This window comes from Streptomyces sp. NPDC002476 (assembly GCF_042889785.1).
Lineage (GTDB): Bacteria > Actinomycetota > Actinomycetes > Streptomycetales > Streptomycetaceae > Streptomyces.
The window spans coordinates 61,777-83,098 of the sequence record NZ_JBIARH010000031.1 but is presented as its reverse complement, the minus strand read 5'-3'; the positions used below and the strand labels follow the sequence as shown (position 1 = coordinate 83,098).

At 68.3% G+C, this 21,322-nt stretch carries 15 protein-coding genes; 8 read left to right on the top strand and 7 right to left on the bottom strand.

Features of this window, described 5'->3' with window-relative positions:
* Positions 1–53 precede the first annotated feature (53 nt).
* From ACFYXM_RS28175 to ACFYXM_RS28145, 7 genes are all read right to left on the bottom strand, one after another.
* Positions 54–2,234: a hypothetical protein gene (locus tag ACFYXM_RS28175; protein ID WP_389293469.1), complete on the bottom strand. Its 2,181-nt coding sequence runs from the start codon at positions 2,232–2,234 to the stop codon at positions 54–56.
* Between the two features lie 167 nt (positions 2,235–2,401).
* Positions 2,402–5,350 carry an ATP-binding protein gene (locus ACFYXM_RS28170; RefSeq protein ID WP_389293467.1) on the bottom strand — a complete coding sequence of 983 codons (2,949 nt, stop codon included), beginning with the start codon at positions 5,348–5,350 and terminating at the stop codon, positions 2,402–2,404.
* On the bottom strand, positions 5,350–5,808 hold the full coding sequence (locus ACFYXM_RS28165) for a hypothetical protein (RefSeq protein WP_389293466.1): 459 nt from the start codon (positions 5,806–5,808) through the stop codon (positions 5,350–5,352). The genes ACFYXM_RS28170 and ACFYXM_RS28165 overlap by 1 nt, the downstream gene beginning before the upstream one ends.
* Positions 5,809–5,863: 55 nt before the next feature.
* Positions 5,864–6,166: a hypothetical protein gene (locus ACFYXM_RS28160; protein WP_389293465.1), complete on the bottom strand. Its 303-nt coding sequence runs from the start codon at positions 6,164–6,166 to the stop codon at positions 5,864–5,866.
* Between the two features lie 167 nt (positions 6,167–6,333).
* A complete protein-coding gene (locus tag ACFYXM_RS28155) occupies positions 6,334–7,542 on the bottom strand; it encodes a conjugal transfer protein (protein ID WP_389293464.1) in 1,209 nt (402 codons plus the stop codon).
* A 376-nt stretch (positions 7,543–7,918) separates the two neighbouring features.
* Positions 7,919–10,237: a type IV secretory system conjugative DNA transfer family protein gene (locus ACFYXM_RS28150; RefSeq protein WP_389293462.1), complete on the bottom strand. Its 2,319-nt coding sequence runs from the start codon at positions 10,235–10,237 to the stop codon at positions 7,919–7,921.
* A gap of 55 nt (positions 10,238–10,292) precedes the next feature.
* Positions 10,293–10,937, bottom strand: coding sequence for a hypothetical protein (locus tag ACFYXM_RS28145; protein WP_389293460.1), 645 nt, complete (start codon positions 10,935–10,937; stop codon positions 10,293–10,295).
* Between the two features lie 1,777 nt (positions 10,938–12,714).
* Here ACFYXM_RS28145 and ACFYXM_RS28140 point away from each other — a divergent pair.
* The 8 genes from ACFYXM_RS28140 (at position 12,715) to ACFYXM_RS28105 (ending at position 21,098) form a co-directional block, all read left to right on the top strand.
* Positions 12,715–13,524 carry a hypothetical protein gene (locus tag ACFYXM_RS28140; protein WP_389293458.1) on the top strand — a complete coding sequence of 270 codons (810 nt, stop codon included), beginning with the start codon at positions 12,715–12,717 and terminating at the stop codon, positions 13,522–13,524.
* 1,074 nt (positions 13,525–14,598) lie between these two features.
* A complete protein-coding gene (locus ACFYXM_RS28135; protein WP_389293456.1) occupies positions 14,599–15,435 on the top strand; it encodes a ParA family protein in 837 nt (278 codons plus the stop codon).
* Entirely contained in the window at positions 15,425–16,672 is a 1,248-nt protein-coding gene (locus ACFYXM_RS28130) for a hypothetical protein (RefSeq protein ID WP_389293454.1), read from the top strand. Before ACFYXM_RS28135 ends, ACFYXM_RS28130 begins: the two co-directional genes overlap by 11 nt.
* A 151-nt stretch (positions 16,673–16,823) precedes the next feature.
* Positions 16,824–17,135 carry a hypothetical protein gene (locus ACFYXM_RS28125; RefSeq protein ID WP_389293452.1) on the top strand — a complete coding sequence of 104 codons (312 nt, stop codon included), beginning with the start codon at positions 16,824–16,826 and terminating at the stop codon, positions 17,133–17,135.
* 158 nt (positions 17,136–17,293) lie between these two features.
* Positions 17,294–17,659 carry a hypothetical protein gene (locus ACFYXM_RS28120; protein WP_389293450.1) on the top strand — a complete coding sequence of 122 codons (366 nt, stop codon included), beginning with the start codon at positions 17,294–17,296 and terminating at the stop codon, positions 17,657–17,659.
* Positions 17,656–17,955 (top strand): hypothetical protein, encoded by a 300-nt coding sequence (locus ACFYXM_RS28115; protein WP_389293448.1) that lies wholly within the window; start codon positions 17,656–17,658, stop codon positions 17,953–17,955. The genes ACFYXM_RS28120 and ACFYXM_RS28115 overlap by 4 nt, the downstream gene beginning before the upstream one ends.
* Before the next feature lie 1,426 nt (positions 17,956–19,381).
* On the top strand, positions 19,382–19,660 hold the full coding sequence (locus ACFYXM_RS28110; protein WP_389293446.1) for a hypothetical protein: 279 nt from the start codon (positions 19,382–19,384) through the stop codon (positions 19,658–19,660).
* 637 nt (positions 19,661–20,297) lie between these two features.
* Positions 20,298–21,098 carry a hypothetical protein gene (locus tag ACFYXM_RS28105; RefSeq protein ID WP_389293444.1) on the top strand — a complete coding sequence of 267 codons (801 nt, stop codon included), beginning with the start codon at positions 20,298–20,300 and terminating at the stop codon, positions 21,096–21,098.
* Positions 21,099–21,322 lie beyond the last annotated feature (224 nt).

Here is a 21,322-nt window from a genome sequence, read left to right as displayed (position 1 = left end):
AATACAGGCTCGGCCACGGGATCATCCCGTGGCCGAGCCCTTCCGTTTCCTTATCAGTCCTCGCGCGGGGCCGGGGGCCTGGGTGGTGTTTCGCCGACCGGCGGCCGGGGGCTGGCCGACCGGCGGGGAAGTTCACCCGGCTCCGGGGACGGAGCAGGCCGGGGTGCGCGCCTGCGAGGGACGGGGTCGGTCCGCTCCGGCCCCGAGATGGACACCGGCTCCGGCCCCGGACGGGTGGCACGCGCCCGAGGGGACGGTGCCCGGGCCGGCGGAGCAGCGGTCGCTCCCTCCCCACCGGAGCTTCCGCCTCCGTCCGGCCTCGGTGTCGGCGTCCGGCCGGACCCGGCCGGACGGGAGGTGCCGTCGTTTGCCCCGGCCAGGCTGTCCCTTCCTGCCGTCCTCCGTGGGGTCGTCGGGGTGAGATCCGGGTCGTCGCCGCGCGTGTTTGCCCGGGCTCTGCCGCCACTTCCTGCTGCGCCCGGGCTGCGTCCGGTCACGGGCTCCGGACGCCTTCCACCCGACGAGGAGTCCGACGTCCTCGGTGAAGGACGCCTGCCGCCGGATGTGGTGCCGGGCTGGGACGGTCCCGACCCGCTGCGCCCTGATGAGCTCGCGTTGGGTCCCTTCGGTCCCTGTGGCCGACGCACGCCGCGCGGACTGGGCCTGCGGCTCCCGACAACTCGTCGGGCCGCGGACCGCGCCTGGGTCCTGGCGAAGCTCCCCGTGCGGCTGGTGACGTCGTTGTACGCCGCCTGGGCCTCGAAGGCCTGATCGGCGCTGCGCTTGGCGCCCTTCATCATCTTGATCGCGAAGTGCCAGATGCCGGCTGCCACCATGATGAGCATCAGCACCTGGACGCCCAGGGAGGCGTTGCTGCTGAGGATCATGCTGTAGATCGCCATCAGGAGGGTGAGCGCGGTCCAGGCGATGGCCTTGAGTATGAAGGCGATGGTGAAGGCGTTGCCCCACTCCCGTGCCACGAACGTCGCTGGTGGGAAGGCCGCCACCGCTCCGATGACTGGCAGCACGATTATCAGGACGAGGATGAACCCCTCCCAGAACAGCTTGAACAGGGCGACGATGTCGATCGACGGCGCGAGAAGCAGGTTGGAGACACTTGAGGCGAGCGCGACCTGCATCCGACTGGACGGGTTGGCCCCGCGCCAGTCGTTGAACCGGCTCTTCCTCTCGCCCTTGGCCATCTGGTCGGCGACCTTCTCGAAGTAGTCGCCCTTCTTGGCCAGCGAGCCAAGATTGTCAGCGCGGGTGAATGTCTGCGCCATCACCTGGGCCGTGCGGATGTCGGTGCACCGGTAACCCAGCGAGCAGTCGTCTTTGTCCCATCCGCCGCCCGCGTCGCCCTTCCAACCGCTGTCGATGACGGTGTTGGCGTTCTGCCCGAACTGTCCCGCGGCCCACGGCGTGAACATCATGGCCTTGTACATGGTGCAGGAGCTGATCCGCTTGGCCCGGTTCGGAACCCCCTCGGCAAGCCAGCACGGGTCGGCCGTCTTCGAGCTGACGTTCTCCGGGAGCATGACTTCGGTCATCGCCGAGGAGAACCCGTTGATGGCCTTGTCAGCCTCGGAGGTGACGGTGGTGTACCAGGAGCCCTGAAGCAGCAGGGCGCTGATGAACAAGGATGCAACCATGCCGCCCAGGCCCTGCCACACCTTGGTGCGGCTTTTGGTCTTGCTGTGCACCACCACCCAGGCACCACAGAGGATGATCATGACCGTGCCCAGCGGGGCCCACAACGTCGCGTACAGCTTCGCCACCAGGCTGTTCGCGGTCCCGTCCTTGCCCTGGTAGAGATCCTGGAACGGGGCCGTATTCATGGCGAGGTCCTGGATCGCCAGGCTGAAGCTGCCCAGAGACTTGGCAGATTCGAAGACTGTCTGGGCCATCCAGTTACCGGCGATGTCCATGATCGAGCACGAGTCGTCGCCGTCGACGTCCTTCTTGTACGTCGACCACAGCAGGCCGCGGCCGTTGGTCAGCTCGTAGAGCGTGTAGTTCCGGGCCAGGGTCTTCTTGCTCATGTCCGCCTTCGGCTCAGGCCCGTACTCGGGCTGAGCCGAAGGAAGCAGCACGGTGGACGCCGAGGCGTAGAACTCCGGTCCCCAGTTGCCCTTGCCTGGCACGCCGATGCAGTCCAGCCCAAACGGTGCCGCCTGCGCGGTGGACATGGGGGTGCCGAGGACCAGGGCCAGCACGGTCAGTACCGTGAACACGCCCGCCCGGGCCGCCGTACCAGTCCGGCGTATGCCGCGAGTCACAAGTCCGCGGCGGCGGGGCGTGGGGAGACTGCCCGCCGGGACGGCGAGCGGTGTCATGCCCGCCCGGACGGATCCGCACCGGGGTTTTGGCGGTATCAGCCGAACAGCGAATGCGACGCTCATCAGGCCGCCACCTCCAGGTCGTCCATCTCACTCTGGAATGACCAGTCCGCGACATCGGCCGGCGGGTCGACCGCCTGCCGGGCGGGCCTGGTCTTCGGGTTGGTGTCGGTGGCCCGCAGCAGCTCCGCGAAGACCAGGTCGATCTCGGTCGTGCCCACGCGGTTGTCGGCGTCGCGGTACATGCACACGCCGGTCTCCAAGTGGGGCTCCATCAGCGAGGCGGTGACCCGCGGGTCGTCCGGATCCCGCTTGAGCATCGGCGCGACCCGACGGGCCTCCTCCACGGACTTCTGCAGGAACATGAACGCGCTGTGGATCTGGTTCGTGCCGCCCTCGCGGGACTCCGCATCCTCGATCCGGATGAGGTCGGCCACCTGCTGCGTGATCAGGTAGACAACCATCGCGTACGAACGGCCCTGCTTTAGGGCACGCTGCAGCAGCGACCGGCCCGCCGGCGTCGCAGTCACCACGTAACTCTCGTCGACGAACAGGGCCTTGGGACGCGTCGCCATCTTCCCCGTCACGGGGTGCTGTTCCAGCTTGACGTCCAGCATCTGGCTGGCCATCCGCATCACCATCTGCAGGATCGTCGACGCGAGCCGGTCCGGCGCCTGCCAGTTGTCCGGGTTGTCGTCCTGCGGCAGCTCCAGACCGCGCAGCGTGATCACCGTGCGGCGCCGCCGGACCGTCTCAAACGGCCTCGGCTCCTTGGCGAACGCCAGCCGTGCGTACGGCATCTTCCGCAGCGACCGCAGCACGGTGACCGCCAGCTCCAGCTCGGCGAGCTTGTCGGCCCGGCTCGCTGAATCCGCCTGGGCGGCCGCGAGCTGCTCCTCGATGTTCTGTACGACCTCCCACGCGGTCGGCCGCGGCGTGGTGGCCGAGGCCTGCGCGGCGCTCGAACCCTGCGACATTGCGGCCTGCAGCCGCTGGTCGTACCTGTCCATCACCGCTTCCATGGCGACGGTGACCGGCACCTGGATCCGCTGCCACATCTGCTGGCCGATGAACCCGGCGAACATCGTCTCCGCTACCAGCCGGCCGGCGTGGACGTCCGGAGTGATCGACCACGGGTCCAGCACACCGTCGTGGCTCTTGAGGAGGTCGATGACCCGGGTCTCGGCCCAGAACTCCCCGTTGACCGGCTGGAACTTCGAGTACGCCGTGCCGATGGTGCCCTCAGCGGCCTCCTGTTCGAACTCGGGGTCGTTCACCTGCGCCCCGAAGGCCAGGTAGTAGCACATCTGCGCGAAGTCGACCTTAGGGTCGATCGCCACGCACTCGGTGCCCGACTCCGACTCCTGGAAGAACTTCAACAGACCCAGGGACGACTTGCCGCCGCCGGACGCACCGGCGCAGGCGACGCCCGCGCCCATGTTGCGGGCCGGGCCGACGTGCAGCCCATAGTGGACAGGGAACCGGCCGGACCAGCCGATGAACGGGCCCTTCCAGCCGAGCACATGACCGCTGCGGTCCCGGCTCGTACGGTCCCCGATGTTCACCCCGGCCGTAGGCAGGCCAACCCCGAACGTCTCCAGCGACTGGATCCGCTGGTACGGGGCGATCGGCAGCTTCGGCTCGTCGCCCGGCAGCGCCTCCTGCATCAGGCGCCACTGCAGCCGCTTGGCCCGCAGTACTTCCACCCCGGCCTGCCGCTCCAGGTGCTTCTTCAGTTCGCTGGCCCGCCGGTTCAGTTCCTCCACCGTCGGCGCGGACACCGTGAACCGCATCCGGCCCTCGAACCCGGGGCGCGGGTTCTCCACGGCGATGTCGACCGCGTCCTTGGACACGGCCACCTGGTCGGTCAGCTGCTGGTCCGGTGTCCGGCCACCGGCGACCATGTCCTCGTACTCGTCCTTGAGGTTGTTGTGGATCTTGCCTATCTCCTTGGTGAACCGCTCGGCCGGCAACAGCGTGCCGCGCCAGGAGACATCCACCGGGAAGTCCAGCTCCCCCACCTTGCGTGCCCAGGCCTGGTACTGCTGGAAGCGCACGTTCTCCGGCCACGATGCGACGACCAGCGTGGTCGTGTACGAGATGAGCTGCTGCCCGGTCTCCTCGTCGACCTGCTCGATCTCGATGTGTGTCGGCCTGGAGTTGTCACCGCGGAAGTCGACGACCAGGTCGAACTGGGAGCGGCCCCAGGCCCGGGAGTGGATCAGCGGCTCCTTGGGGACCGGCAGGTGCCCGTACAGAGGCTTGCGGATGTGGTAGACGAGGTCGGTGCGCGAGAGCGGCTCGCCGAGCCTGCCGAACGCCTGGTGGACGGAGGCCGCAACCGCCTGCCACCGCTCGACCGTGGCTGGCGCCAGGTCCTCCTCCGCCACGCCGGTGACCAGCTCCCCCGCCCGTGCGGCCAGCCCCGGCCGGTCCTCGCCGCGGGTGCGAGGCACCTCGGCCGCCGTCTCTCCCAGGTCCACCGCTGGCCCGTGTGCCAGCGAGCCGAGCTTGATGAACAGCGCGACCTCACGCTCCGAGGCGCCCAGCCGCTGCTGGTACTCCGCGATGCGTTCCACGTAGGCGCGGAAGTTGGCGGTCGGCAGCCACGCCGCGTCGACAATCTTCGCGGTCTCGGCGGCCGCGTCGACCGGCTTCTCCACGATCTTCAGGTGCCACTCCACCGGCCGGCCGGACCGGCCGAGCGCGGCGAACACCCGGCCGGGCTCCGTGGCCATCGCGGTGAGCTCCTCTGGCGACGCCAACTCCTCAGGATGGGTCGTCAGCCGGATCCCGGTCCACACCGAGTCTCCGTGGATGAACATCGCGTCATCGGCGTACCGGTACGGCAACCGCTGCGCGTCCTCACGCGTCTGTGTGTTGCCGCCGCCGGTCGACTTCTTGTCCTTCTTCGGTTCGTCGGCGAGGTCGTCTTTCTTCGACGGCACGAGAAACCAGGCCAGGACCAGCACGGCCACGATCGCTACGAATCCGATGATGAGCGCCCCCATCAGGAGACCTCCTCTCGTGTGCGGGTGGAAGGTCCTCCGGGCGGGGACCAGAAAATGACTTGCCAGTGCAGGCGGTGCGGTTCCTCCGACCGGCCCAGACCCTGGACCCGACGCGGCTGCCGGAAGGCGTAGTCGAGCCGGACCACCACCTCCGAGCCCGGCCGCAGCTGGCTACCAGGGATGGGGCGAGACCACATCCAGCCGACGAGGATGGGAGGAGGCGCGAACAACGCGACGGTCACCCACCACGCATCACGCAACGGCGGAATCACGAGGCTGATCAGCCCAAGCAGCAGCCCCCAGCACAGGGCCACCAGCAAGGCCACGCCGCAGGCCTGCATGTTGATCCCTGGCATCCACTGCGGCAGCGGACCACCCAGCCGGAACATCCGCTTCGGGCGGTCCCTCATCCGCGTGTAGTCGTGGGCGACGATCCCGTCGCCGTCGTGCCAGTCCATGAAGCTCCTTGAGATGGAGCTGCCCCAGTCGGCCGCACCTGGCTGGGGACAGCCGCTACTTGAGCGTGTTGGTCGCGAGCGTCTGGATGATGGTGAGGATCACCGCGCCGCTGACGATGATCGCGACGCCGAGCCCGAGAACGCCGAGGTTCTGTATCGCCTCGCGCAGGCTCTGGCCACCCTTCATCGAGATGATGACCTTGATGCCGAGGACCACAATCATCAGACCGGCGAGCGCCAGGCCGATGACCTTCACCTCGGTGCCGAGGTTGGCCAGCACACCGCCCACCGTTGGAGCGGCGAGCGTGTGCAGAGACGGCGGGCTGAAGGCCGCGACAGCCGCGAAGACATGAGACATGAGCGTTCACCTTGCGTGAGCTGCGGATTTCCGACGCTCACGTTGTAGACCGCAAAGCGGACACCCCCTTTCTCACGCTGATTCCGGCCACGCAAAAGCCCCGTCCCCCAGCCGCCGGCTCGGCAGGCAGGAGACGAGGCTTGCTGAAGGCCAGGGAAGCCGCCCGGTCAGGAGGTGGGAGCCTTGCCGCCCGACTCGTCTGAGACGCCAGCGCGGATGTCCTTCACGAACCAGCCCTGGTCAGTCAGGACGATCTGCACCCGATATCGCTCGGTGACATGGGTGCTCCCGGCCTTCCACTGCACACTCACCCGAGACCAGGTGACATCGTCGACCTTCCACTTGTGGCCATCCGTCGCCGCCACACCCTTCGGGAGCAGCACCTTGACGTCGGACACCTTCGGGGACTGCAACGCCCCCCGAAGGCCCGCCCTGGCCGCGCTGCTCGCCCCCGGTGCGACGTAGCGCGTCAACGTCGTGCCGTTCGAGGCGCCCCAGGAGGCGTAGAAATCCGCGAACAGCTTCCCCTGGAGTTCCGTCGACAGCTCAGAGTCGACCTGGAGCGGGTCCTTCACCGCCGGCGGGGTCGCCTGGTCCGGCTGCGGCAGCGTGCCCACGTCGCCGACGACCCTCATGCCGTCGCCCGACTTCAGGTCGTTCACCCACACCGGAACGGACAGGGTCCGCAGAGCCCCGGTCGTGAACTGGACCTGTATACCGATGTAGTAGCCGTGCTCCGGATACTCGGCGATCGGCTCCATGTAGCCCGACCACACCGAGTACGCCACAACCTGGCTGCCCTTGCCGTCCCACCCGCACGTGGTGTCCACCCCGGCGGAGGACAGACGCACGATGGCCTGGCGCCGCTGCTCGGCCTGCTCGGGGTTCTGATTCGCGCACAGCCGGGCGTAGCGATCAGCGAAGGCGATCGCCCGTTCCACCGGGAACGAGGTCAGCCTGTACTGGGACACCTCCTCGTCGCTGATGCCAGACTCCGTCGGAGCGGGGTGCCCGGCGTTGTAGGCCATCACGCCGACCATGCCCAGCGCGAGGAGAGACACGGTCACCAAAGCCGTCATCCGGGCGGCGACGTGGGTTCCCCGGCCGCCGGTCAGCCGCCCGCCCGGACGCGGTACATCGAACCGCTCGCCGGCGGCCGTAGGCATGGTGGCGTCCGCCAGCTTCCCCGGCTTGGGATTCGCCGCAGCCTTGGCCTTCCGCTTGGCCTCCTTCTTCTGCCTCTTCTTCTCCTTCGCCGTCAGCACCGGGACGGTCTGCGGGTGCGCGGCTGGGTCCGTTGCCGGGGCCGGCACGTACTGAGGGGGCTGCCCCTGCGGCGGGGCGCCTTGGGCGAACAGCTCCTCGGCTGCGCGCACCGGGTTGTATCCGGCCGGTGCCGGTTCCGGTGCTGTCGACCCGGGCCAGGGGCCTTGCCCCGCAGCAGCGTGGCCGCCCCACGGCGCGGCCCCAGTCTGAGCGGGAGGCATGACCGGTCCGGGGCCAGCAGGGGGCGGTGGCCCGCCGGGCGGCGCTGCCTGGCCCGGCTGCGGTGCCCAAGGATTCGGCACCGACGGCTCCGGGTGGGAAGGAGCCGTCCCGTCGTATGGAGGCTGCGGATGGGACACGTGATCTCCAAGTACAGAAAGTGGACAGGTCGGGTGGCGGGACGGAGGCCCCCGGCGTGAGCTGTGGCTGCGACGAGCAGTGTCAGGGGCAGACCGGCCAACCCGCTGACGGGATGGCAGCTGGCGCTCAGTCGAACTGCGACATGACAGAGCTCCAACCACCGTCGGCATCACCGTCCACGCGGTCCGGCCCGCTGGGCACCGGCCCTGGTGGGCGCCTCGGCGGAACAGGCGCAGCGGCGGCCCTCGGACCAGGCGGTGAAGCGGGAGCGGCCTGAGCTGTCCGCCCATCGGCCGCGGAAGCGGACTGCCCTGAGAAGGCGCTCCCCTGCATCGCGGGCTCCGCTGCCGGTGGCTTCAGCAGCGCCACCGGCTCCTGCCCGGGGCGCCCCCAGGTCCCGTCGGACCGCCACTCCACGACCGGCGGCCGGACCGAAGGGAGAGCAGCGACGTCGACCAGGACGGTGTGGACCGCTTCCCACCACCGGTTCGGTCCCTCCTCGACCGTGTGTACGGTCGCCAGCGTCGGATGCTTCGTGATCCACACCATGTGGTGGTCGGGCAAGTCCTGGAACACGGAAGCGGGCACCCGGGGCTCCCTGCGGGGATCCCGCTGGATCAGCCCGCCGCGCTTGGTACGACGGCGGCCGTGACGGTCGAGCTGGTGCTGCATCCGGGCGTAGATCTTCGTGACCTGGCTCGTGAGACCGGAAAGCACCTGGGCGTCCTCGGCACCGTTGACCCGCAGACACAGGAAGTTGCCGCACGTCTCCAGGACCCGCTTCGCCCACACGCCAGTGCCGTCCACGGCCACCAGGTCCGCCCACGACTGCGTCGAGAGGATCGGACGGACCATCGCGTCGCGGGCCTTGTTGCACAGGCCGAGCACCGCATCTCCGGTCGCCGAACCGAACTCCTCCACCTGCATGTACAGCGGCCACTGCGGAGCGACGCCCGAGGCAATGTCGCGCCGGAGCATGTCCGTGGTGTTCTGCATGTCCAGCAGCACCAGCGTCCCCAACGTCCTGGCGAGTGAGCCGTACGTGGAGACGTTCAACGAGAAGACGACGATGTCACCCTCATGCGCCGCCCGCCGCAGATCGATCGTCTGCTCCACCGGCCCCGGGCGCAGCCACTGCCCGGCGGCCGGTCCATTGCTGTACGTCGAGATCAGACGCTGCGTATCCGCCACCGCGGACCGCGTCAGCTCATCGCGCCGCCAGTTCGCCACCATCGTCGCGACCCGCTCGCGCACCTCGTGCACCGCCCGCCGGGCAGCGACGTGCTGCGCCGGAGGGACCCGTGAGGCGACCGCGTCGATGTCGATCCCGTCCGCGACCTTCTGCAGGAACTCGATGTCGAGCAGGTCGACGAGGCACTCAAACCCCCCCTTGCCCAGGTTGTACCCCGACCAGTCGGCGACCTGGTACGCCAGCTGCGTGTACTCGTACGCGCTGCGGAAGTACACCGCCGCATCGCCGTCACGACCCACCGAGTTGAGGAGCATGTCCGACTTCGACGTGGCGTTGCCGCGGACCAGCGGGTCGTAGAACGCAGGCGAGGCCGGCGCACCCGGGACGACCGGGGTGTACGGCGAACCGTTCGGATCGGCCAGGTCGAAGTGGAGAAAACGCCGCCCGTGGACCTGCGCAACCCCGGCATAGTGCGCGGCCACGTCCCGGCCACCCTTGAAGTCGACCACCACCCAGCCTGACCCGAGGCCGATGAGCTGCGCGCCGACCGAGTTGGTCACGGCCGTCTTCCCCGAGCCGGGCACGCCCTGGACGAACGTCGGCCGCAAGAACCCATCGTGCTCGGCAACAACCGGCAGACCGGCCAGACCGGTACCGAATCCGACCGATCCCGGTACCTCCACCCTCCGGCCGAGGAAGTCCCGGCGGCCGGTGGTGGCCTCCGTGTACACCCCGGCCTGCATCCGTGCTGCGGTCTTGCCCGCAGCACGCCGCTCGGCCTTGCTGAGCTCTGCCACGGCGGGGGCCTCATCGAGTTCGAACTGCGGCTCGATCCCTGCCTGGAAGTCGGCCACAGCGATCCACACGGCTGCTGAGGCCAGACCTACTGGTACCGACAGAGGCACCATCCAGCCCAGGGCAGTCGTCACGGACATCTCGTGAGACAAGTCCCAGCCAGCCGCGGCCGCGACGTCCTGCCACAGGCCAACCACCCCCGCGACGTGCCAGTCGACCGCCCCGGAAGCGGTCCCTTCCATCGCCCACGCCACGGCGAACAGCACACCGGCGCAGCCGGCCGCGACCGCCGACAGGATCCGCCACGCCTGATTGCCCACCCGCACCGCGAGCCGCCCCGCGACCGCGATCGGGATGGCCGGCGCACACACAGCGATCAGCACCATCCCCCAGACTGCGCCCAGCCACGCGGCCACGGACTCATCCTCGGCCCGCCTCATCTCCGTCATGTGATCCACGGCATCCCCGCTCTCCTTGCTCTCTCGAAACCGCACCCCTGCGCCTGCTGTCGCGCTACGCCTGCTGCTGCCACCACGCCAGGAACCCGACGTCCGACGCCTCCGCCGCCCACCGCTCGCGCAGCTGCTTCCACCGCGTGAAATCCACCCGCCACGTGTCCGGCACCTGCCGCAGGTCGAGCTGATAGGCCACGCCCGGGTCCTTCGGCTGGAAATGCCGCACCAGGAACGGACTGTCGGGCCGATACCGCGGCGGCCCGGGCGGAAGCAGCCCGACTTGCTGCGCGACACCGTCGGACCAGGCACCCGTACGCGGGTGCGCATGACCGTGCAGGAGGGCCATCACCGGCTCAGTGGCGAAGTAGACGACCTGAGGAAAGACCTCACGCGCGTCCCGGTACGAACGCAGAACCTGGCGTATCTCCGCAGGACTCTTCGCGGTGATCTCCACCTCGACCGCAACCAGCCCCAGCGGCGCGGCTACCACCAGATCCGGGTAGTGCACCCGTCCTACCGCTCCGACCGGGGCGCACAAGAAGCGCTCCCTGCCCCGGCCGTCGAGGGCGGACCCAGCCTGCCGCGTCAGCGCCGCGGCGACCTGTTCCGCCCGTCCTGACGTCGTCGCCTCGGCACGTCGAACCTCGCGCTCCGAGAGCACGCGGGCACCACCGAGCTCGAACGTGAACGCCGCGTCCGTCACAGCCAGACGGTGAAGCAGGCGCTCTCCAGGCCACTCCGGAGGCCGAAGGCCACTGCTGCCGGCCCGGGCACCACGTGCCGTCGTCCATACGCACGCGCCCGCCCAGCGGACATCCGACGACATGCGGAGATAGCCCGCCTCACGGAGCCAACGAACCCGCTGACGAGCGGTCTCCTCCACCCCGTGCCAGTACCGGCGCGCCGCCTGGCGCAGCGTCATAACACCGAAACGCGTGGCCCCGGCAAGCATCAGCTCGTCGGTGATCGTGCGCTGCCACCCATCACCCCGCGCCGTTCCATCACCTCGCGGAGCTCCTCGGGCCGACGCCTTCCGCAACACAGCTGCACGCCGCCGTGGAGTGGCTGGCGGCACACCTTCAGGTAGCAGCGTGACCTCTCTCGACACTGGCCTCGGCATCGGCTCTCCTACCGTCCTGTCGAACACGAACGGCCCGAGTAGTACCAACCAGACCGGACACCTGGCCCTGGTGGATGAAACCTGTTCGAGCCAAAGCCTTATGCCCAGGTCAGAGCCGAACTGGCCCCACGGCACAGGCGTCGCTCGTGGCGGAAGTAAAGGCAGTAAGGAGTGGAGGAATAGAGGTGAGGGCGGCCCTCCGGGCCTGGCGGGGCTGACGCGGTGCGCGGTGCGCCCTTCGGGCTCGGTTGGGGCACGGGTGGTGCGCTGCGCGCTGGTTGCCGGCCCGCTCCGCGGCGGGGGTGACTGGGCGGGTGGGTTGGGCCGCTGCGCGGCGGGGCGGGGTGTGTGTGGTGCTGATGGTGGGTTGGTGTCGGGCCCGGTGGTTCGCGGTCTCGCCCTGGGGCTCGACCGGCTCACCTGCCGGTGCCCTTACGTGCCAGGGGGGCGGGTGCCTGGCGGGCACCAGTGGGCTCGAAGGTGCTCCCGGGCGTACTGCAAGTCCCGGAGGCGGTGAACGGACGGCCCGGGCCGCCGCGGAGCGGCCGTGTACATCGTCGTGCTCCCGGGGCGCCGGGTGTGCTCCCGACGGCGACCAGCCCGGGCAGCCGCCGCGGAGCGGCCCGTACAGATGGAGCGGCAGGCCCACGGACCCGTGACGTTCCGAAGGGGCAACCACGGGGACCAGGACCACGAGGAGAAGCGAGGGGGCGCTGCTGCGGGCCCCGGGGAGCCCCGTGGGGTCTCACAGGGGGTGCAGGCGCGGATGCGGGCCGGTGGCACTGCGGCTGGTCTGGGAAGTGCGGGTGGGGGTCGGGCTAAATGTGGTGGTGGGCCCCCTTCGGGGGCGGGCCCACCACCGCCTGCCCGGAGCGCCACAAGGCGCTCCGGGCGCGGCGGTCAGGTGGACGTCGGGGCCGGGGTCAGGGGGCTCGTTGGCGGGCACGGGGGCGGACTGGGGCTGAGGCGTGGACGAGGAGGGGTGGTAGGGGTGTGGGGAAGGAGGGGCGGCTGCTGCGCGGGCGTGGCTGGCTGCGGAGGACGGGAGCGGTCGGCGGCGTGGGGTGGCGGGCTGTCCGCCTTAGCGTGATGGGAGCTGTCCGGAGCGACCGGATGTAGGGTGGCCGGGCTGTCCGGATGGCTGCTTGACCTGCGGATATCTGTGTTGAACCGAATGTGTGAGCGTGTGCGCGAGAGGAGGTCAGATGTCGGGCCGCACCGGAGATTTCAGTAGGCAGACCCCTGACCTGGGCACTGAAATCTTCCGTGCGCCACTGAAATCTCCAGCGCGGCCCGACATCAGATTTTTTGCTGAGGGCATCTCCGGAGAGGGGTGTCATTACTATGAAGACAAACTGGCATGCTGTTGGTCATGCCACGAGGAACGCCAGAACCCCTGAGGGACCGAGCCACAGCGCCTGTCGTCGAGCGTGTGAGGAAACGTCACCAGCGAGCCGGAGACCGCGACCTGGAGCTGTTCCCCGCGCCGGAGGACATCTTCGGCGTCCTGGTCTATCTCCGGGAGCGGGAAGAGGTCCTGGAGCGGCCGGTACACCGCCTGGAGGCGCTGAAAAGGCGTGACAAAGAGGAAGAGCAGAAGCTCGCCGAGGCCCGGGCAGCTCTCCAGGAGAACAACCTCGACCGTCTCCGGCTGATCCGGCGACTGCGTGAGCTCGTGGACATCCAGGAGGTCGCGGTGCTCGAGGCGTGCTACTCGTCCGGGCTCAAGGGCCGGGAGATGGGCGTAGTCCTGGGTATCGAGTCTCGTGGCGGCGCGGCACTCCGGCTGCAACGGCTGCGCCTGGCGATCAAGTCGAAGTGGGAGCTCCGCACTCCCCGTTTGGCGAAGGTGCGAGCAGAGCAGGAAGCGGAAGAGACCCGGCGGGTCACCTCAGGGCACGCGCGGGTCCGCCAGGCCGCGCTCAATCTGCTGTCGGTGCGCTCATCGTTCCTCGACGTAGAGGACCTGGATGAATGGTGGGACGACCTCGCCTGGCACCTCGACGGCAACGATGAGACACCTTCCGAGCAAGCGGGCACAGTCGCACATCTGTACCAGGTGGTCAGAGACATCCGGACTCAGGCAGTACTGGAAGAGGTGTCGCCGGCCCCCGATGAGGTGGCGTTGCGGTACCTCGCGGAGGCCGAAGAAGCGGTTCGGCGGGCCTGAGATGCCGAGTGGCCCTCATAGGAACGTGGCGCGGGAGACGCTCGCCGTCTCCTGCGGAAGACGGTTGTCCGGCGCGGGAGGGGCCGAAGTGAGGGATGGATGTGTTCGTATCCGGAGCGCACCGGATACGGCAGCGGAGTAGCCGTTGCGAGGGAGATCGGCCGGATATGCCGTTGCGGTGGACTGGCTACTCGCGGCCAAGGGCTGACTGACGGAAGAGCCGGAACGCCACGCTGTCTCCCACGGGAGACGGTTGTCCTGGGTCGGCTCGGCGGCACCTGACTCTCGAGGCTGGCTGTTCGCAGATCGATTGACGGGCTGCAGTTGCCGGTGATGGCAAGGGCGTAGCCATACTCGGCGGCTGCTGGGCGTGTCGTCAGATGATCTGGCAGGCGGTTTCCGACCTTCGTTGGCAGCGCCGGATGCGGCGTGGGCGCCCTTGGGTATCCAGCAGTGGCAGTTCCACTTCGTGAGGAAGAAGCGCCGGTGGTTGCGACTCGGGGAACGCTGACGCTTCGCCGGGTCGTAGCCAAGCACTTCACGCCGGACGTTGGCAGCCGCGTTGGCTGTGGACGGCTATGGGAGCCCGCAAGGTTGGCAGATATCCGGTTGCCAACTGTCAACGGACGGCGCCACCTATGCGTCGACTGCCAGCTGGCGCATTGCACTCGATTGCCAGTATTCAGGGTTTTATGCGACTAAGTGGTGGGTTCGGTCGGATAAGACCATTTCAGGTTGCTTATTGCCGCCCGTAGTCGGATCGGTTCGCGCGGCAACCCACGCCGAGCTGCGACTGACAGCTACCTTGAGGGCGGGCTGTCCAGGTTGGTTTCAGCGCCGCTGGTGCACTAAAACTCACGAGCGACGCTGTACCGGTTCCAGATGCCGGGATGCTGTCCGGCAAGATGGAGCCCGTCAGGGGAGGCGTGAGCGCGCTCTCGCCTTCCCTGAAACGCACAGCGCCCGCCGGGGAGGCATTTCCCCAACGGGCGCAAGGTGCTCGACCCTCAACCGTCTGCAAGGAGCAAGAGTCGTGAAGACCAACGATAGCCACCCCACGAGGGGTGGCAACGCATGACCAGCGAGACTTTGAAGGATGTGATCGGCGAAGACGCGAAGACCGCGATCCCCGCTCAGCACGAGTGCCGTGATGAGGAGGTTGCCACTGACGCCAGCGGCGGGTACGAGCCGCCGAAGCAGGAGCCGGACGTCGTCGCCGTTGCAGGCTTCAAGGGGGGCGTAGGCAAGAGCCGCACCGCCAAGGAGCTGGCCTGGCTCTTGAACGGTGTTCTCACCGACTTCGAGTGGGACTGGGGCGGGGTGACCCGCGGCTGGGGCTACTTCGAAGAAGACAGAATCAAATCCCCTCTGATTCGGGCATTTCAGACTGGCGAGACGCCTAGGCCGCTGTCGGGCCGAGGTCGGAAGCCCGACCTCATTCCCGGCCACACGGACTTCGAGCGGAACCAGCCGCGGGCAGCGGCTGTGGCCGAGTCGTTGCTCCAGTGGTCGCGTGACCTGAAGCGGCGCCTGGTGGTCGACACTCACCCGGGCGGGAGCGAATCCACCTACGGGGCGATGGCGGCTGCTCGTGTGACTGTCGTACCGGCTGTGCTGGGGAATGAGGAGCTTCGCGCCCTTGAGGGCCTCCTGAAGAACCTTCCGGACTACCCTCTCCTGCTCATCCCGTACAAGGTCGGACGGAGCCCCGCGGCTTGGCTGCTCGACGAGCTTGAGCGCCTCGCAGACGAGAACAACGCTGAGATCGGTCCTGCGGTGGGTGACTACTACTGGATCCCGCAGCGCCGACTTCGAGTACCCATCTGTGCAAGCCCGTTGTCCAAGCGGACGACGTCGTTCGTCGAAGAGATGAAGGCTGTCGCGGAGGCGGTGGAGAAGTATGGCCGATGATTCGTCGACGCAGCCGCAGGCCGGCATGGCTGCGCTGCGGGCCCGTAAGGGCACCAAGAAGACGGCCGCTGCGCCCAAGGGCACCAAGGCATCCGAGACGGCTGGCGAGACCGCACACAGGACGCCGCCGAGGCCGATGTTCCCGAAGACCACTGCCACACAAGGCTCCAGCGGTACCGCGGCTGCTGACGCTCCTCCGGCGGAGCAAGAGGGCGGCCGTTCCGTCGCCGTTGCGCCGACGGAGCAGCAGCCTGTCCGCGTGCCGACCGCCGGCCCTGAGGCAACGAACGTCGAAGGCGCCGACGCCGGGCCTCAGCAGGCTGTGGCCTCCGAGCCGGTGGAGGCTCCCGCGCAAGGGCAGGTGGAGCACGCCCGAGACGGTGGCGGGGTATCAGCGGTGACTACTACGCCGGAGGCTGACGGGGCGGCTGCACCGGTCGAGACACCGGCTGCCAAGGAGGCCCTTGCCCAGGGCGGCGATTTCCCGAGTTCCCCTGACATCCCTGTGCAAGCGCGGACACCGGAAGCGGGGCAGAGGCAGGACAGCTCCGGCAGCGATCGTGTGGCCGACGCCCAGGAGAAGGGTGATGCTGTCCCGCCTTGGGCGGAAGCACCCTCGCCGGTTGCGGTGGCGCCTGCGGTCGAGCGTCAGGAAGTGGGCGAGGCCACAGCCGATGGCGTCCGAAGTGATGGCAGGGGCTTCCCCGGCACTTCACTCGAGCGTCGCTCGGGACAGGCCGCTGTCGCCTTCGCGAGCCAGTGGGACCGCCACGTACCTCCGCCGGTCAATGAGGGGTTTCCCCGAGCCGAGGAGATCCTGAACCAGCGATTCATCACCAGGGAGGCACTGAACGCATCAGTGCCGGCAGAGCTGCAGATCCCTCACAGACTGCAGCTGCTCAAGGTCGCGTCCCGGATAAATCACATTCCGCCGGCTGACCTGGTCGCTGTGGCCGTGGACTGGTTCCTTCGGGGCGGCAAGGCATCCGCCGACGACATGCTGCCCCCGTGGAACGGATACACGGGTCACGGTACGTCTGAGGAGATTCGCCCGGCTGAAGTGGTTCTCAACGAGCGGTTCATCACGCGTGAACCCCTCAAGTCGCAGGTGCCGGCGGACCTGCAACTGAACCATCGACTGGCCATGTACCGAGTCCTGAACCGACTGGACAAGATGCCCGTTGCGGACATCGTCACGGTCGCCCTTGACCGGTGGCTGAGGGTCATGCGGTTCTGACCAGCCCTTCTGCGAGAGCGAATGCCCGCCACCTACCCAGGTGGCGGGCATTCGTCGCTAGGTAGTACTAGGCTTACATCCGTCCGAACGCCTAGAAACATAGCCGTTTCCATAGCCGTACGCCTAGGAATTCCTACGTGGAAGGAAAGCAGTGCCGCGCAGAGCATCTCTCGCCCGCAAAGCCCAGGAACTGGCCGACGCCCTGAAAGCCCAGGAGGAGCGCGAGGGCGGTGCAGTCACGGATTTCAGGCCGCATCCCGAGACTGAAGCACTCCTGATGCGCCGGGGAGTGGATCGGGAGCAGCTCAACTACGCTGTTCCCGAGGAGCTTGAGCTAAAACGGCGGCTCAACGCGTACAACGTCGAACGTGGCGGCCCCGGTGTAGGCAACCTCGTCGCAGCTGTCCTGGATGCCTTCCTCCGAGGAGAGGGCTACGCGCCCGACTTGGATCACCGCAAATGAGGAAGCCCGGCAGCCGTCCGGTGCCAGATCAAAAAGCAGCCCCAGCTCGAGCACCTCCCCGTCCTTGGCGCGAGCCGCCAGATTCGCGGGGACGAGACCGTGACCGCTTCGCTGCCTACTTTCTGGGCCGTCAGTAGCCGAACGACCCAGGAGTAGCGATGACTACCGCGTACACCGAGATCGCCCGAGACCTCACACCGGCAGGTCATGTTCGGGCCGCCGCGTTTGCCCTGTTGGAGCTGTTCGCCGAGTACCCGGATCTGCCGGTGCCGCACTGGGCGATGCCGACCCCGCAGCCGGAGGACGGCCCGGCGCTGTATGGGCATCTCCAGCGGGAGCACGAGACGCTGGAAGCGTTCGAGGCGTGCGTGAAGGCTCTGGGCGGTGAAGTCACGAGCTGCGCCCCGGCGGAGAGGTACGGCCGCCAGGTCCGCACTCACAGCGTTGTCGCGCACTGGAGGGGCGTCCGCGTGGACGTCACCGTCACTCTGCCTGCCAGCATCGACGTGCAGGCGGGGATGTGACGGCCGCCGTCGGTACTGATCACCGGCTGAAGCTGGATGTCGGCCCGCTCAATCTGGAGGCCAGCGACGTGCATGCGCTGCTGTGCCACGCCTACCGAGAACACAGGGGCTCCTTGCCCGCAGAGCTGAGTCGGACGGAGATCGAGGCCACGATCCGGGCTGTGCTGATCCTGTACGGCCTGCACGGTGGGCTCGGGTGGGAGTCCGGCGTGGAGCGCCACCATGCTGTCCGGCTCTCGGCATGGGCGTGGCGCCTGATCGAGCGCCGGCTCCCGACGCTGATCTTCGACACCTGACCTCTCGACCAGCCGCGCCTCGCATCCCCCTGCGCGGGCGCGGCCTCTCCGATCGGCTCGTCCCCCCAGCCGGTCGATGACTGCCGCCCCGCACCCCGTGGCCCCTCCCATGGTGCGGGACGGCAGGCTGTTCTCCGGGCCAGAGGGGAAGAGGGCAGACCTCCGCCACGGCCGATCCGCGGGCTGCAGCGGGTGGGACCTGTCCAGAGCAATTGAAGGTGCAGGCGGCCAATGCTTGGGATGGCGGCCGCGTGAACTCTCGGGCAGTGAACGGCAACTCGCGTGACCTCGGCTGACGTCGGCGCACGGCCTACCTTCACCGGTGTCAGATCGCCGGGACGGCCGGGCGATGCAGAGCCCGCGGCTGTACGTCGGCCCGTACGGACCCGCCCCGCCCCAACCTAGATTTGAGGAGCCACTGATGGCCAGCGTTGACGAAGCCGTCCGCCAACTGATCGAGCGCTACCCCTGCAGCTACCCGCACCGCACCAGGCTCTGCATCAGATCCTCGTGGTCCTCGGCTCCGGATACGAATGGCGAGACGGTCAGGTCGTCAGCCGGTTCCCCGACGGGGATACCTGCGCAAGCGTGCACCGGGACTTCCAGTACTCGGCCGAGCTGATGGCGGACGGTGTCGAAGTGAAGGAGAAGTTCGTCACCGGGCGATGCCCGGATGAGAACCTTCGTAGCCGAGCAGGCGAGCTTGCCCAGACGACGGGGAGTCTGCGACACGGCCCGTACCCGCCGAGCCGGGGCCTGCTTGTGCTGAACGTCCCGGCGGACGCCGATGACGACTGGGTTGCCGCCGTCGCAGAGATCGCCGGCGTCGTTGGCCCCTGTGGGCTGCCGAAGCGGACGTTCTTCCGTACGAACGGGGCGACTCGCGGGAGAGGGCGGAAGCTCTCCGTCTGTTCGAAGCCATCTACGGTCCGGACGGCGTCAACGCTGCCATGTAGCGGCGCGGTTGGTTCATGAGCGGCGGGCCCCTGCGATCAGCCAGATCGCAGGGGCCCGCCGCTCCGTTTTGTGAGGCTCCGCGTACCGCAGCATCGGCACCGGCAACCCGATGGGCATCGCCACGACTGCTGCCGGGCGCCGTCGTGCCCACGCGGGTCACCCGGGCACGAGATGCCGAACCGTAGCGGCTACCGACATCAGGGATGTCCGTCAGCCAGCTCGCTTGGGCTAGCTGGCCAGATGCTGGCCGAGGACAGGAGTCATTCGTCCGGCTGTCACCAGCCGGCCATCGGATCGGGCGAGACTGCTTCTCCAGCGCAGGCTGCGCTTCCAGCCGCGGAGGTACGCATCCCGGCCGTTTCCGAGGCGACCGCGGGCAACGCCAGTTACCTCGTGGCCGTCACCGAGACCGCGGGGACCTCGCACACCGCATACGACGTTCTTTTGGGGGCTGACCGGCCGGGAGGCGATGAGCCTGGCCGATGCGCTTTTCAAGGTGGCGAAGGTCGTCTCTACCACTGTCAAGACGATCTCCGTCGTTGTGATCCCGACGCTCGACGATGGCCGGCAATGTGATCTCGTCGGCGCCCTGGTCAACGGGGCGATCAGCTGTCTGTTTGCACGAGACCGGTGGAACTGCCTCTGTGAGGGGTCGAGTAACGCCACGCGCATGCCCCCGGGCGGTCGGCGCTGTCCTCGCTGGGGCCGTGCCAGCCTTGCGATCGTGGCCGGTTGGCGGCGGATGTGAGCCGAGCACCTGGTCGCAAGATTCGCCAGAGCTGGGGACGCGCATTCGACGGGTCTACCTTCACCCTTGTTGGGCCGCCCGGACAGACCGGGCGGAGCAGATCCCAGCACACCCCTCCTGGTCTTCCTCTACCCGGACTTGGACCAGGCCCCGAACGCGGCGGTGCGAAACAGCCAGCGTGCGCCTCCCCCCCGGTGCCGCTCGGTCCTTCGCACCGCCGCTCCGACGTTCCTGCTGTCGACGCGTGTGCCGGGGCGTAGCGGCGACCGGAGTTCCGCCGATCCGAGCGGCTGCGCTCTCAGCCTGCCGCGGGCAGGATCCGCGGTCTCGAGCTGCCTCAGGTGCGAGCGCGCGTCGCTGGCCGCACAGCTGCGTCCCATCAGACGCGTCGACGAGCCGCGGGAGACCACAGTCCCCTTTAGGCGTAGAGGAAAGTGCAGGTCGGAGGTCCTATGCGCTCCTCCTTGAAAGCCCAGCTCACGTGCTTTTCGAGGTCTGAACACGACCGTTGCCCGGCGACGAGACTGCTTGCGCCCGCGCCCGTCAGCGTTCGCACACCCTGCGGGATTCGTCGTCCCCGTACTTACCTTCCATCTCGTCACGACGACAGAGGCAGTACGAACTGGAAGGAATCTCAATGACCGTCAGCAACTCCGCCCGTTTGCAGGCTGGTCAGCTTGCTACGGAGATCGTCAGCGAGCTGTGGCCTCACGGCAACGACCTCAAGCCCACCTGGGCCCGACGGCACCCAGACGACCGGCCCCTGCAGAAGGACCGGCTTGCTCAGGTCACCTCGACGTGCGATGTGGAGGTCGACGACCTGGTGCTGATCTACGACGAGACCAGCCGTACTCTGTTCGACCTTCTGGGGATGTGGACTGCTCGTGAGGCCGCCGCGTGCCGGGAAGCTGTCATAGCGCGGGTGACGTCCAAGACGGCACGGACGCTGACCGTCGTCGAGTGCACCAAGCCCACAGGGTTTTGGAGCTCGTGCAACATCTCCCGCTTCGGCACGCCCCGCAAGGGCGCATCCGAGCGGACGCTGCGGCTGAACACGGCCCGTCGGCAGATCGGGCGCCTGGGCGCGGTGACCGACCTGCGAGAGCGCATTGCCGAGCACCCGCAGTTCGGGCAGTGGAAGACCTCGTATGCCGCCGCGAGGATCGAGTCGGAGGAAGGGGAAGCGGCCTGGAAGGCGGAGCACGCGAGGCGGGAGGAGCAGGTGCGGCCGCAGCGCGAAGCAGTCCGCTCCCTGAACGAGGCCGCTGGCGAGGACCTGGTGGGTTGGTACGAGCCGTGGGGCGGCCCGAAGGTCAACGAATGGCTCACCGGGGAGGGACGCATGAGGACGTACCTGGCTGGGCTGAACGCAGTTGGGGGCATCGGGGACGACGCGTACGCTGAAGCCCTGCTGCACGTCAATGTCCTCGGCTATTGACCAGGTCGGCCGCGGTGCGCGAGGTAGAGGTCTTCGAACCCCTTGCGTACTGCGGCCGGCAGGTGTTCGGTAGGCAGGCGCCGGGAGCGTAAGCCAGTTTGCCTCGATGCTGAAGCCGGCTCGTGGTGGCGTCCAGGCCAGCGTCCCTGGTCTCGATGGGAGTGCGGACGGAGAGCGATGGCTCGGTGACATGACTTCGCAGCCTCGTTTGAGCGGTAGGGCGT